The sequence below is a fragment of the Streptomyces sp. NPDC093071 genome (assembly GCF_044754545.1).
GTDB lineage: Bacteria > Actinomycetota > Actinomycetes > Streptomycetales > Streptomycetaceae > Streptomyces.
This window is the reverse complement of the sequence record NZ_JBIVPH010000002.1, coordinates 211,731-225,002: the sequence shown is the minus strand read 5'-3', so window position 1 is coordinate 225,002 and position 13,272 is coordinate 211,731. Positions and strand designations below refer to the sequence as shown.

Annotated in this window: 13 protein-coding genes; 10 read left to right on the top strand and 3 right to left on the bottom strand. The window is 71.5% G+C overall.

From position 1 onward, the window contains the following. Positions 1-145 precede the first annotated feature (145 nt). The 8 genes from uppS (at position 146) to ACIQD7_RS06845 (ending at position 8,435) form a co-directional block, all read left to right on the top strand. Positions 146-853, top strand: coding sequence for a polyprenyl diphosphate synthase (gene uppS, locus ACIQD7_RS06880; protein WP_402440149.1), 708 nt, complete (start codon positions 146-148; stop codon positions 851-853). Positions 854-856: 3 nt separating this feature from the next. After that, positions 857-2,359, top strand: a complete 1,503-nt coding sequence (locus ACIQD7_RS06875; protein ID WP_402440145.1) for an oxygenase MpaB family protein — start codon at positions 857-859, stop codon at positions 2,357-2,359. Between the two features lie 618 nt (positions 2,360-2,977). Further along, a complete protein-coding gene (locus tag ACIQD7_RS06870; protein WP_402441364.1) occupies positions 2,978-3,715 on the top strand; it encodes an ATP-grasp domain-containing protein in 738 nt (245 codons plus the stop codon). Positions 3,716-4,468: 753 nt separating this feature from the next. After that, on the top strand, positions 4,469-5,218 hold the full coding sequence (locus ACIQD7_RS06865) for a transposase family protein (protein WP_402440142.1): 750 nt from the start codon (positions 4,469-4,471) through the stop codon (positions 5,216-5,218). A 99-nt stretch (positions 5,219-5,317) separates the two neighbouring features. Further along, positions 5,318-5,707, top strand: coding sequence for a DUF1269 domain-containing protein (locus tag ACIQD7_RS06860; RefSeq protein ID WP_402440139.1), 390 nt, complete (start codon positions 5,318-5,320; stop codon positions 5,705-5,707). 487 nt (positions 5,708-6,194) lie between these two features. After that, positions 6,195-7,031 (top strand): DUF4397 domain-containing protein, encoded by an 837-nt coding sequence (locus ACIQD7_RS06855; protein WP_402440136.1) that lies wholly within the window; start codon positions 6,195-6,197, stop codon positions 7,029-7,031. Between the two features lie 419 nt (positions 7,032-7,450). After that, positions 7,451-7,747, top strand: a complete 297-nt coding sequence (locus tag ACIQD7_RS06850; RefSeq protein WP_402440133.1) for a class F sortase — start codon at positions 7,451-7,453, stop codon at positions 7,745-7,747. Positions 7,748-7,886: 139 nt separating this feature from the next. Beyond that, positions 7,887-8,435, top strand: a complete 549-nt coding sequence (locus ACIQD7_RS06845; RefSeq protein WP_402440132.1) for a sigma-70 family RNA polymerase sigma factor — start codon at positions 7,887-7,889, stop codon at positions 8,433-8,435. Positions 8,436-8,797: 362 nt separating this feature from the next. Here the strand turns inward: ACIQD7_RS06845 and ACIQD7_RS06840 are convergent, their stop codons facing one another. The 3 genes from ACIQD7_RS06840 to ACIQD7_RS06830 form a co-directional block, all read right to left on the bottom strand. After that, complete coding sequence (locus tag ACIQD7_RS06840; RefSeq protein ID WP_402440129.1) at positions 8,798-9,241, bottom strand: hypothetical protein; 444 nt, start codon at positions 9,239-9,241, stop codon at positions 8,798-8,800. Between the two features lie 247 nt (positions 9,242-9,488). Then, on the bottom strand, positions 9,489-9,731 hold the full coding sequence (locus ACIQD7_RS06835) for a DUF6411 family protein (RefSeq protein WP_402440126.1): 243 nt from the start codon (positions 9,729-9,731) through the stop codon (positions 9,489-9,491). Between the two features lie 130 nt (positions 9,732-9,861). Further along, positions 9,862-10,179 carry a hypothetical protein gene (locus ACIQD7_RS06830; protein ID WP_402440123.1) on the bottom strand — a complete coding sequence of 106 codons (318 nt, stop codon included), beginning with the start codon at positions 10,177-10,179 and terminating at the stop codon, positions 9,862-9,864. Between the two features lie 564 nt (positions 10,180-10,743). Between ACIQD7_RS06830 and ACIQD7_RS06825 the strand changes: the two genes are divergently transcribed. Together ACIQD7_RS06825 and ACIQD7_RS06820 are read left to right on the top strand one after the other, a co-directional pair. After that, positions 10,744-10,998, top strand: a complete 255-nt coding sequence (locus tag ACIQD7_RS06825; RefSeq protein WP_402440120.1) for a DUF6479 family protein — start codon at positions 10,744-10,746, stop codon at positions 10,996-10,998. A 432-nt stretch (positions 10,999-11,430) separates the two neighbouring features. Further along, positions 11,431-13,065 carry a phytoene desaturase family protein gene (locus ACIQD7_RS06820; RefSeq protein WP_402440117.1) on the top strand — a complete coding sequence of 545 codons (1,635 nt, stop codon included), beginning with the start codon at positions 11,431-11,433 and terminating at the stop codon, positions 13,063-13,065. Positions 13,066-13,272 lie beyond the last annotated feature (207 nt).

The window sequence follows — 13,272 nt, the reverse complement described above, 5'->3', positions numbered from 1 at the left end:
CGTGGGGCGGATCCTCCTCCGCCGTGGGGGAGCGTCCGTCCCGGATGCTGAAAGGGCGGGCGTGACAGCAGAACGGTCCATGAACGAGGAGCCCTTCTCCCTCCCTGCTCCGCGGGGCGCCGGCCCGTCCGGGGAGCCGGGTGGGATGCCGCGGCACGTCGCGTGCGTGATGGACGGGAACGGCCGGTGGGCGGCGCAACGCTCCCTGCCTCGCACGGCGGGTCATCGTGCCGCGGAGACGACGGTCATCGACGTCATCGAGGCGGCGCGTGCGGCCGGGGTGGGCTGGCTGAGCCTGTTCGCGTTCTCCACCGAGAACTGGCGTCGTCCGGACACCGAGATCGAATTCCTGATGCACCTGGTGCGCCGGGTGGTGCGCAAGCACGCCCCGCTGCTGCACGCCCGGGGCATCCGCTGCCGCTTCCTCGGCATGACCGATCCCCGCATCCCTCCCGGCCTGGCAGGGGACATCGCCGACTTGACGACGCTCACCGACCGGAACCGGCGGATGACGCTGACCGTCGCCTTCGACCACGGCGGCCGCAGGGACGTCGTCGAGGCCGCACGGTCACTGATCCGCAGCGGAGCGCCGGCCGAGTCCGTGACCGAGGAGAGCTTCGCCGCGCACCTGCCCTTTCCCGACACCCCGGACGTGGACCTGGTCATCCGCACCTCCGGCGAACAACGCATCTCCAACTTCATGCTCTGGCAGGTCGCCTACGCCGAATGGGTCTTTCCACAGGCCCTGTGGCCCGACTTCCGCGCACCGGACTTCCTTCGGTGCCTGCACGCCTACAGGCAGCGTGAGCGCCGCTTCGGCGCCACATCACCATCCCGGAACGGAGAAATCTGAATCATGACCATCCCGGAGGACCACCGCTCCACTACGGCCACCGGCACCGACGCCGGTGCTCGTCGTGGCGGAGGAGGCAGCGCCGAAGAAGAATCCCCGTTCGGTCCCGACTCGCAGTTCCGCGGGTTCCTCAACGACCCGCGCTGGGCCCTGGCCGTGATCCGGGCCACCGTACTGGAGGCCGCGCACCCGCAGGTCGGCGCGGCCCTGATCGACAGCTCCACCTTCGTCGCCCACCCCTGGCGGCGGCTGCGCAACACCCTCACGAGCCTGCAGCGCATGTTCGGGGCCGACGACCACGTCCGGCAAAGGGAAGCGGCACGCCTCAACCGGCTGCACACCCGACTGCACGGCACCGACCCGCACGACCGGCCCTACGACGCCATGGACCCCGGCGTCCGTGCCTGGGTGGTGGCGACCCTCTTCGAAAGCACCGTCACCATGTGCCGGCTCAGCGGACAACCGCTCGAGCAGAAGGTCATGGAACAGCTGTACCGCGAGTTCCAGGCCTTCCTGGCCGCCATCGAAGGCCATGCCGACCAGCTGCCCCGCACCCTCGACGAGTTCTGGCCCTACTACGACCGGGTGGTCGCCGGGGAACTGGAGAACACCGAGGCGATGCGGATCATCCTCTACAAGCTCTTCGACCACCTCCCCGCCCCACCGCTGCTGAACGGTTTTCCCGCTCTGTGGGCGACCGGCCGCGCCGTCGCCGGCCCGGTCGTCGGAGCGATCACCGTGGCGTCCCTGCCGGAACCGTTCCGCCGCCGGGCCGGCCTGCCCGAGATCGCAGGGGTGCAGACCCTGATGCAGAGCGCCTACCTGGCCGCAGGCCTGGCCCGGTTCCTGCCCGAAGGCTGGATCAAGGCCGAGAACATCCTCGACATGCTGACGCTCTCTCCCGACAGCGACGACCCCCGCGCGCGGACGATCACCGCCCTGCGCGACCGGATGAAGCGGGCCGGCGCCCTCGTCCGGCTCATCACCCCGCTTCCCCCGGAGCCAGAACCCACCTCCGGAGGCGAGGCGCAGCGCAGCGCGCAGGAGTTCTTCGCCGAGGTCCTCGACCAGACCGGGGACGGCTACCTGGACTGGCCCGACCTCGCCGCCATGGCACGTGAGCTTTCCAGCCGCCTCGATCTGGACGAGCCCGAGGAGACCAGGCTCTACGCCGCCTGCGCCGACTGGTGGCGGGAACTGCAGAGCGCCCTCGACGCCGACGGCGACGGGCGGGTCAGCGCCCACGAGTACGCCACCGCCGTCCCCTCCCTGGCGGGGCCCGCACTGATCAGGGTCGCCGAAGTCCTCTTCGACGTCACCGACAAGAACGGCGATCAGACCATCGACGCGGACGAGTACCGGGCCCTGTTCCGGACCGCCTTCCACCGCGACACCACCGACGCGGGCGGGACCTACAGCCGCGGCGCCTTCGTCAACGACTTCCTGTCCTTCATGTCCGGCCGCAGGCGCACCACGCCCTACGACCCCCTCCTCGCCGACGCGTGACCATCTGGAGCCGATGGAAGACCGACGGCATCCTCCTGTCCGGGCTGCCGGCCGGACGAGCGAGCGGAACGACGGCGGCGTCGCCCCGGTCGCCGGGTCCAGCTCCTTCGGGCCGGGTGGGCATGCCGTGTACGATCCGCGCCCCGATGCCCCCGACCGCGTGGGGCCGGGACGGCGACCCGCCTTCACCGGCCCCGGAAATTCAGGGGGTGTGAGCGGCAGATTAGGGGGCAGGCGGGGGTGGAGCGCATGGGACCGCTTCGAAAAGGACGGGGCCTGCCGGTCTTTCCCCCCTCCGGCAGGCCCTTGGGCGAACGAACGGCTCGCACCACCAGGTGGCGGTGCGAGCCGTTCGGCACGTTCCGACCCGCGGAGCGCGTACCGTGGTCCCGACCCGTCCTCCGACCGGCAGTCCCGGCCGTTCGCCAAGTGATCTCGACCGATGTCGGGTTCCCACCACCAGATCTCGAGCTGTGGCTCGTCGCCACCCGGTCCGTCTTGGGTCCGTGGCGGGGATTCTCGCCTGCGGCAGCAGTCACGGCGGGGCTAACGTGACGGTTCTGCGGAGTGCGGGAGGGATACGCGGTGCTGGTCATGCCCGGGCGGTGGACGTCGACGATGGAACTGCTGGCCGTCGAGGCCATGGGCCGGGGGATGCCGGTCAGAGCGGCGGAGGAGCCCGGCCTGGAAGGTCCCGCGTACTGGTACGGCGGACCGGTCGCGGGTGCGCGGCTGGCCGGTCGGCTTGGATGCGCGTTGCTGGAGCCGGCGGACGGCTGGCTCGCCGAACTGCCGGAAGAGTTCACCGGTCGCCGGATACGGGCGGGGACCATTGCGGACGCACGGGCGATCGACCGGCCGACGTTCGTCAAGCCGCCCCGTGACAAGTCCTTCCCGGCCGACGTCTACACCGACGGCTCCCGGCTGTCCTCTGCCCTGGACCCGGCAACACCGGTGCTGTTGTCCGATGTAGTGACCTTCGCGGCCGAGTACCGGCTGTTTCTGCTGGACGGCCGGATCGCCACGGCGAGCCGGTACGCGGTGTTCGGCCGGCTCGACCCCCGCCCGCTCGGTGCGGACCGCGCGGACCGGGCCACCGCCGCGCAGATCACGGAGTTCGCCGACCGGCTGGCCGTCGCGACCGGGCGCACACTGCCGAGCGCCGTCGTCGTGGACGTCGGGCAACTGCTGGACCCGTACCGCCCGGGCCACCGCTGGGCCGTGGTGGAGGCGAACATGGCGTGGTTCTCGCATTCCTACGCGGCCGACCCGGCGCGGGTGCTGGACGTGGTCCTGCGGTCGGCGGGGCCACGGGAGCACATGCGGCCGAGAGATCTGGCGTTCGAACGGCACTGACCCTCACCGCGCGAACGCGGCTTCCCGGCGGTCGGCCCGGCCGCACTCCAGGAACTGACGCCTTCGGTTCGGTCGAGGTCACCTGTTTCTTGGTCGGGAGCGCGGGGGCGGAGGACACGGCCGGGGTGGTCGGGGGCCGCCCGACAGCGGGTCGACCTCCGATCCTCACGGTGAAGCCCGTGTCCCTTGCGGGCGATGCGGACGCCGAGGCCGAGGGGCAGGCCGTGCGCGTCCGGCAGGACGCGCGTCCTGGAATCCGGTCCGTCCCGCTTCGCGGTCGCCCGCAACCCGTACGGAACAATCCGTCCCCATCCGTCGCGTCCCCGTGACGACCTCGACGACCGCCCCGCCCCGCCCCGCGGGGCGCGGCCTGAACCGACGACAGGCCCCATGCGCGTCCCGGGGCGGCGCCTGACGAACTCGTGCGTGGCAGGAGGTGAGGCGCCGACCCCCGGATGGTCGACCATGGTCGGGCGGTCGGGAGCGCGTCTCGTGCAGTGATCGTCGGAGACCGTCGCGTCACGGGCTCGTCGGTTGACGCGATCGCCGGACTCGCCTGCGGAGCAGATCCGTTGCGGTATCGGCCTCATCGGTGCGGACCCCGGTCGAGGCCGTCGCCCCCTCTGCATCGACGGTCTAATGATCTTCAGAGTGGTCACCGATCGGGTGACGCCCGTCCACGGATGGCAGGCGAGGCCTTCGGGCAGTGGTTCGAGATGGCTGACGTCTCAACCGCTGTGACCGGAGGCCTCGTTGGTCCCCTATCCTGCCGCACTCGATCTGCCGCACGCGCTCGTGGAGTGGGTGACGATGCTGATCGTCACCCGTGAAGGTGACCGCCGGTGCAAGCTGCCGCCCTCGCAACACGCCATCATCCCCCTGATCCATCTGTGCGAACACACGACCTACGCGAAACTCGCCGCGGGCTTTTGGATCAGCGAGGGCACCGCCCACGCCTATGTACAGAGTGTGATCAGACTTCTCGCCTCGAGGACACCGTCTCTGACGCAGGCCCTGCGCCGGGTACGTCCCGAGTACGTCCTGGTGGACGGCACCACTGCCGAGCGCGACCGAGTCGGTGACCGTGAACGGGACTACTCCGGCAAGGCCCGACGGCACGGAGTGAACATCCAGGCTGTCACCGGACCTGCCGGCGAACTGATCTGGTACTCGCCGGCACTACCCGGCCGCACGGTCGACATCACCGCCGCCCGCACCCACCGCATCATCACCGTCTGTGAACGACTGCGGATTCCCGTCCTCACCGACAAGGCCCACGTCGGAGCCGGCGGAACGTTCCGGGTTCCGTTCAAACGCCACCTCGGACGCCCCCTCACCACCAGACAGGCAGCCGTCAACCGCGCACACGCACGACTCCGCTTCCCCGTCGAGCGGGCCTTCGCCCGGCTCAAGACCTGGCGGATCTTCCGCAAAGCACGGATCAGCCCCAACCGACTCACGTCAATCACCAAGGCCGACCTCACCCTCGAGAGGCGACGCTGAAGATCCTTACTGATCGTCATCGGCTACGACGAACCAGTTCAAGCGGCTCAGGCCTACCGGCGGATTCAAGGGCTGCAGGGCGATCTCGGCGTCGACCTCGTGGGTCTCGCCGTCGTCCACGTCGACGACAAGGGCGAGGTGCACGCCGACACGGCCTCCCGCCCCGTCGGGCTCTCCGTCGGCTGGGGTGTGCTGTGGGGCGCCGTACTCGGACTGCTCTTCCTCGTACCGGAACTGGGCCCGCTCCTGGGCGGGACGATGGGCGGACTGATCGGCAAGCTCAACAGGAGCGGTCTCGACGCCCGCTTCCGAAGCCAGATCAGGAGCCTGCTCGCCCCGGGAAGGTCCGTCGTCGTGATCATGGCGTCGAAGACCACGGAGAACGGGCTCGCCGCCGCCGTGCAGCCCCGCGGAGGGACCCTCTTCAAGACCTCGCTCGACGACGAGGACGAGCGCGTACTCGCCCACCACCTCTGCCACAGCGACTGAACCACGCGAAGGGAACCACCTCCCGGCTCCTCCTCCGCCGGAGTGTCGGAGCCGAAGAGGCTCGGATTCGAACACCGCTGTCGGCCGTTCCCCCGGAACCGTAGGCGGAGGAGGCGATCGAGGGCCGCGGGGGCACGGCGCCCTGCCCGGCGCGCCGGATCCGGTGCGTGCCGAGAAGGGGTCTGCCCACCGCCCTCGAAGATCACGTCCGGGTCCCTCCCGGAGTCCACGCGCGTCGCGACCCGCGGTGTCCGTCCCGGCACCCTCGTCCTCGCGCCGGGGAGCCCAGAGGCACGACCGGGCCGGGAGGCCGACGCTCTCCGGGCGTCGCGCGGCGCCCCGAGGGCTCCGGAGCCGTCTCCCCGGACATCCACCAAAAGGAAGTAAAGATTTCAAGCGCCCCGTGAAACCGATCGGCCCACGATGAAGGAACCCCTTTCACACGAGGTTCGGAACCTTCTCGAATCTTTCGGAGGAGAGAATCGTCATGATCACTCGCACCGTAGGAACCACCCTGGCGGCCGGTGTCGCCGTCGCGCTCTCCGTCACCGCGGGCGCCCCCGCGTTCGCCCAGCAGCAGGCCGACGCCGAGGGACAGGCCACGGTGTCCGTCCTGCACGCCGTGCCGGGTCTGACCGTGGACGTGTTCGCGGGGGAGAAGGAACTGCTGCCGGACTTCAAGCCGGGCACCCTCACCGACCCGCTGAAACTGGACGCGGGTTCCTACGACATCAAGGTCTTCAAGGACGGGGAGGGCCCCGGGGGCGCCCCGGCGATCGAGAAGACCGTCGAGGTGCCGGCCGGAGCGAACGCGACGCTGGTCGCGCACCTGACGGCCGACGGGAAGCCGGCGCTCGACGCGTTCGTCAACGACACCTCCAAGGTGCCGGCGGGCAAGGCGCGACTCACCGTCCGGCACGTGGCGGCCGCTCCGGCGGTCGACGTCCGCGCGGGCGGCACCCCGGTGTTCAAGGGCCTGGAGAACCCCAAGGAGGCCACGGCCGAGGTGGCGGCCGGCACCGTGAACGCCGACGTCGTCCTGGCGGGCACCGACACGGTGGCGATCGGTCCCGCCGAGCTGGATCTGGCCGAGGGCAGCAACACGATCGTCTACGCGTGGGGCAGCGCGGCGGACAAGAACCTCGCGCTGAAGACCCAGACGATCACCGGTATGCACTCCGCGCCCGGTGGCGTCCCCGCCGGCGGAAGCGGCCAGGCCGCGGCCGGGAACGACGAAGCCGCCCTGGGCGCCCTGGCCGCGGGCGCGGTCCTCGCCCTCGGTGCCGGCGGATACCTCCTGCGCCGTCGCGACGACGCCGCCTGACAGCACGTACGACACCCAGACGGATCTCCGGGTGTGCCCGCCCCCTCTGCTCGGGCTGGGCGCACCCGGGGAATCCCCGTGCCGGAAGGGCCGACCGCGATGAGCCCGCAGGAGGCAGGCACCGCAGGATCCTCGGAGTCGCCGCAGTGCTCGTCGCGGCCCTCCTGTGCGGCGGATTCGCCGTCCTCGCTCCGCGTGGGCAACCCACGCGAGCCGTCGACTTCGGAACGGCGCCGACGGCAACGACATCGCCGTCCTTTCCCGCTACTCCGGCGACGGCGCAGGACGCACCGCCGTCCCGGCAGACCGACGCACGGACCGACTCCTCCTCCGGCGGCTCCGGTCCGGCAGACGCCCGGCCACCGCGGGAACTGTCCATCCCCCGGCTGGGCCTGCGAGCTCCCGTCGATCCGGTGGGAGTGACCGACGACGGACAGACGGAGGTCCCACCGAACCCCGACCGGGTCGGTTGGTACCGCTTCTCGCCGGCTCCCGGCTCCTCCGCGGGCTCTTCCGCCGTCGTCGGCCACGTCGACGCCGAAGGGCGCGGCCTGGGCGTCCTGAACGGCCTGACCGGAGTGCGCCGGGGCGATCGCGTCCTGGTCCGGCGCGAAGGCGGGAGCACCATCCCCTACGAGATCGTGGCCCGTCGGACCGTGAGCAAGGCGGATCTGGCCGAATCGGGCGCCTTCCGCCGTGACGGCCCCCGGTGCTGACGCTGATCACCTGCGCCGGTCCTTACCTACCCGAAAAAGGTGGATACCAGAACAATCTGGTCGTCACGGCAGTGGAGACATCCAAGTGACAGCTGTTCGGGGAGGCACGAGAGGCCCGGCGGCCGGTGTGGCCGCCGCGGTGCCCGACGGAGACCTGGGCGAGGGATTCACGAAGGGGGACGATGCCTGCCTGAACGAGGCCTGCCGTCGTGGGGGCACACTCGTCCACTCCGTCGCCGCCCGCAGACCCGGCGACCCCGAAGAGGCGAAGGACGTCACCCAGCAGGTCTTCGTGGGCGTCTGGAAGAACCGCGGCACCTTCGACCCCCGCCGCGGCTCCCCGAAGACCTGGCTCGTGGGGATCACCCACAAGAAAGTCGCCGACGCCTTCGACAGGCGCTCCCGCCGTCTGCGCGACGTCGACGCCGTCACGACGGCCGCGGACAGATCGGCCCGGCCCACACCCGTGACCGATGCGCTGCTGGACCACATGGTGCTGACGAGGGAGAGGGAAGGCCTGCCCGATCAGCAGCGACTCGTACTCGAACTCGCCTTCTCCGAAGACCTGTCCCGGACGCAGATCGCCGAACGCACCGGACTGCCGCTCGGAACGGTCAAGAGTCGCGCCCGACGTGGCCTCACGCGGCTGAAGAAGCGGTTGGAGGCGGACGGTGAAGCACACCGATGAAGAGACCCTGGCGATGATGGCCCTCGGCGAGGAGATCGACCCTGCGGCCTCCCTCCACCTGCATGAATGCGACCACTGCCGCAGGGAGTACGACAGCCTGCGCCGCATCGTCACCGTCATGAGGGTGCCCGGCCCGGTGGAACACGAGCCGCTCCTGCCACCGGACGACGTCTGGAACTCGATCGCCGCAGAACTGCGGGTCCCCGATCGCGCCGTTCCCCTCCCGGCACACGACGGCACCACCGGTTCGACACGTCGGCCCGGTCCGAGCGCCCTGCGGCGCACGAAACGCTTCGCCCCGGTTCTCGCCGCCTGCGCGGCACTGCTCGGAGCAACCTCCGGCAGGGCCCTCATCTGGTGGCTCACACGACGCGCCCTGGCAGGACTTCCTGAAGGGCGATCGCAAGACCGCCGCGGCGGACGCCCGGATCCTCGGGGTGGTCAAGACCATCGACACGAGGGGAGAGGCTGAACGTCCTTCTCCGCGGCAAGGACCCCTCCGACTCGATCAGGCCGGTCGCGTTCATGCCCGACGAGTCCGAGATGTACTTCCAGGTCTCGTTCTCCAACGGCTTCTTCGCGCACGATGTCGCCGCCGACAAGGTCACCCGCATGAAGACCCCGCCGCCGGCGACGACCGCACCACCTTCCAGGAAGGTCCGCTGACGCCCGCCGCCACGTCCTGATGGGCCACCGTCGGCGGCGACGGCGAAGTCCGCGCCGTCTCCGAGAGCGGCGCCGGCCGGATGACCGCCATCAGCTTCACCACCGGTCGGAAGATCGTGCCCGTGCCCGCCGTCGACCATCCGCAACGGGTACGTCTCGCCCGCATCCCCGCCGACCGGACGGGCCCGACCGGCTGGTCCGTGAACACACCCGGGGCGGGGCGCCACGAGCCCGGTCCTTCCTCCGGGGCCTCTTCCGGAGCCGGCGACCTCGTGCTCGGGATCACCGGTCTCCGGTGGACGTCGGCCTCGGAGACCGGACCCACCGCGGACGTGCCACGGCCCGGTCGCCGACGAGGGTCGGGGCCGGGCCGAGAGACGTGCGGGGTCAGAAGGGCATGTGGCCCCGAACGCGTCGGCCGGCGGAGCCGCTCTTGCCGACCGCCTTCGAGCTGCTGCGGAACGGCTTGCTGAAGAGACGGCCCAGCGGTCCGGGGGCTTTGCCGCCTGCGCGGGAACCCATGCCGAGGGTCTTCTGGGTGCCGCGCTCGGGGTGCTTGGAGAGGCGAGGCAGGAAGAACGCCAGAACGGCGAGTACCACGCAGACGGCGATGATTCCAGCGATCATCATGTTGGACCTCACTTCCTCGGTGCTGAGGTGACGCTTCGTCGTGTACGACCGCGCGTACCCGACGAGCCTCCGTTCACGCCCTGGCCGTCGAGTGCTCCACGGCGCGGGTGGCGTCTCCGGACGCGCCGGTTCACGGACGGTTTCGGAACTCCTTCGGCGCCCGCACCGCCCGGGAGCGGAGGACCACGGCAGGCGGTGAGCCCGCCGTCGACATGGCGGCGAAGGCCGCGAAGCCTGTGGCGACGGTGTCGAGTGCGGCCGCGGCTCCGGAGGCGGGAAGGAAGGCCGGGCCCACGGAGAGGGCCGCGGCCGGAACGAGGAAGCAACGATCGGCAAGCCGGCGGGCGATCATGGCGGAGACCGTGGCTGCGGCGCCCCGACCGAGGAGGGCGGCCCGCGGGCGGCCGGGGCTGTCGGCGATCGCGTACGACGCGGAGGCTGCGGACAAGGCGGTCGGGTCTCGCAGGAGAACGGGCTTGCCGCCGATTCGGTCGGCGGACGGGCCGAGACGGGCTTCAGGAAGGCCTCGGTGCCGTCGTGGAGGACGGGCGGGGCCGCCCGGGACGAGCAGCGGGGCGACGGCGCCCTCGGAGAACCCGCCGTGGACATGGTGACGGCCGAAAGCCCCCTGATCTCGAACAGGACATGCGGCTTGCTGTCCCTCCTGCCGCGACCGGCCGAATTCGGCCGGTCGGCGTGTCCCCTTCCGCACGCGTCGAAACGGCATCGGCGATCGTCCGCGTCCAGTCCGGCTCGCCCCGGACACGCGATCGTCCAGGACTGCGTGATGCGACCGCCCCCGCGGCACGCCTCCGCGCCCCGCCGGGAAACGAGCCGCCCGCGACGGTGCTCACCAGTTGACGCGGGAAGACCCGATACGCCGGCCGAGGCTTCGACGCAACCCGATCGCTGCCGATCGGGTGGTCACGCGCCGGCCCGGCATCCGTCGACCCGGACCCTCGCGTATACGGCTCGACAGGATGTTCCCGGCCCCCCACGTCGGAGGCTTTCCATGCACATCGTGATCGGACTCGTCGTCGTCGCCGTCCTGCTCGGCGCTTTCGTCCTGGGAGCGCGTCTCCGTGAGACGGAGGGCCCCTGCCCGCTGCCGCAGGACCATCCCCGGCGGCCCGCCACCGGCCGACCGCCGGGGGAGTGGTCGGAACGCCTCCGCCCCGCAGCCGTCCCCCGGCGCGACCACGCGCACCGGCTGCGGCCCCACCAGATGCGCGGCCGTACGGAGCCGGTCCTCCCGAGCGACGACTGAACACGCCTTCACCACGGCCCCGCCGGCCCCGCACCGGCAGCGCGCACGCCACGGTGCTCCCCGCGCCAACGACGAGGGGGCACGGCTTCCGTGCCGTGCCGGCGGGCCGCGTGACCGATCGTTTCGGGACGAGGCTCGCAGGTCCTGCCGGCAGATGACGGGGGCGGGCACGGCCGGACACCGGTTTCCGTACGATCCCGAAGACGCCGCCGAGCCGTCACCCCGCCACGATCGCACGGCGACTCGCAAAAGGAACCCCGGACCGGGTGACGGCGGGTGAGCGGCCGTGTCTCCCGGCACCGGTGATCCGTTCACCACCCGTCAGCCTCCTCCTTCCCCCGGAGTCACATCCGTGCGCATCCACCCCGTCCCGGCAGCCACGGATCCGGACCCCCGGTCCGGAACAGAGGGCCTTCGAAGCGGGAGGCCGAGGTGAGCCGGGGCGTTCTGGTGGGACGCCCCTTGGCGGCGGGCCCCGTGGCGGACGCGTACGACGCGGTCGTGATCGGATCCGGGGCGGGCGGACTGACGACCGCGGTCTGCCTGGCACGGCAGGGACGGCGGGTGGCTGTGTTCGAACAGCACTACACCGCGGGCGGTTACACCCACGCCTACCGGCGACGCGGTTGGGAGTGGGACGTTGGCATCCACTACGTCGGCCAGCTCGGACGGCGCGAGCCGGTCAGGGTGGTGTCGGACTACCTCACCGGCGGTGCCCTGCGCTGGACCCCGGTGGGCGACCCTTACGACGAGTACCGGTTGGCGGACGAGGTGCACCGGGCTCCCGTCGGCTTCTCCGCCCGCCGGGCCGCTCTGATCGCGCGCTTCCCGGCCGAGCGGGCGGGGATCGAAGCGCTGTTCCGACTGATCGGACGGTGCCGTGCGGTGCTGCCCGCGCTCGCCCTGGGACGTCTTTCGGGCCCGGTGGTGCGCAGGCTGGCCCGTCTGCTGCGGGCGGCGGCCGTCCCGCCCGAAGCTCTGCGGCCGGCCCGCGACGTGGTGGCGGAACTGGTCCGCGACGAGCGGCTGAGACAGGCGGTGCTCACACAGAGCGCGCTGCTGCTGGCCGACTCCACGTCCCGACTGCCGTTCTTCCTCCTCGCGGTGCTGTTCGAGCACTTCCGGACCGGTGCCTGGTACCCGGTGGGCGGCAGCGCCGCCATCGCCCGCGCGATGCTCGACCCGATTCGTGCCGCGGGCGGCGAGGTCTTCGTACGGGCGCCGGTCGCCCGGATCACGCTGGACGGCACAAGGGCAACGGGCGTCGTGCTGGCGGACGGGACCCGTGTCCGCGCCCCCGTGGTGGTCAGCGCGGCAGGGGCCCACCACACCCATCGCACCCTGCTGCCCGACCCGTCCGGCGCCGGTGCGGACCGGCTGGAGGACATGCGGCGAGGATCCCCCTTCGTGGTGCTCTTCATCGGCCTGGACGGCGACCCGGAGGAACTGGGCCTGCCCCGGCACAACCTGATGGTCACCGACGGCGACTGCGACACCTTCTTCGACGGTGGCGACGCACGCACCAGCGGCCACTTCCTCTCCTTCTCCTGCGCCAAGGACCCGACCTGGACCACGCGGCACCCAGGTCGCTCGACCGGCGAGATCCTCACGTACGTGCGCCCGGAACTTTTCGCGCCCTTCCACGGCTCCGGCCCGCGCGACCGGGACCCGGCCTACCTCGCGCTGAAGGCCGAACTCACCGCGGAACTCCTCGAACAGCTTCACCGCCGGCTGCCGCGCACCAGGGGCAGGGTGGCGTACCACGAGCTCGGCACCCCCCTCACGGCCGAACACTTCACCCGCTGGCCGGGCGGCAGTCTCTACGGACTCGCTAAGGACGTCGTCGCCTTCGGCGACGGCCACCGGCCCGGTATCGCGGACTGGCTGCGCCCGCGCACCGAGATCGACGGCCTGTACCTCTCGGGCCAGGACTGTCTCGCCGGCGGCTTCCTCGGCGCGGTCACCGGCGGCCTGCTCGCCGCCCACGAAGCACTCGACCGTACCGGCCGGGCCCGCCTGTGGACAGGACTCCTGAAACAGGCCGTCCGGCCTGCCTCGTCCTGGTGACGCCCCCCCCGCCACGCCGGTCCAGCACCTCGGCCCCGGCCCGGTCGGCGATGGATCTCCCGAAGGCGAACCGTCCGCCGCCGGTTGGCGCACGGTCGTCCTCCAGGACACGCGGCGGGGCGGTGTCCCCGTCGTGTCGCCGTCGAATCCCGCACGCGGGTGCGGCCGCCCGACACGCACCCGGGGGCGCGGGGTGAAGACGGTACA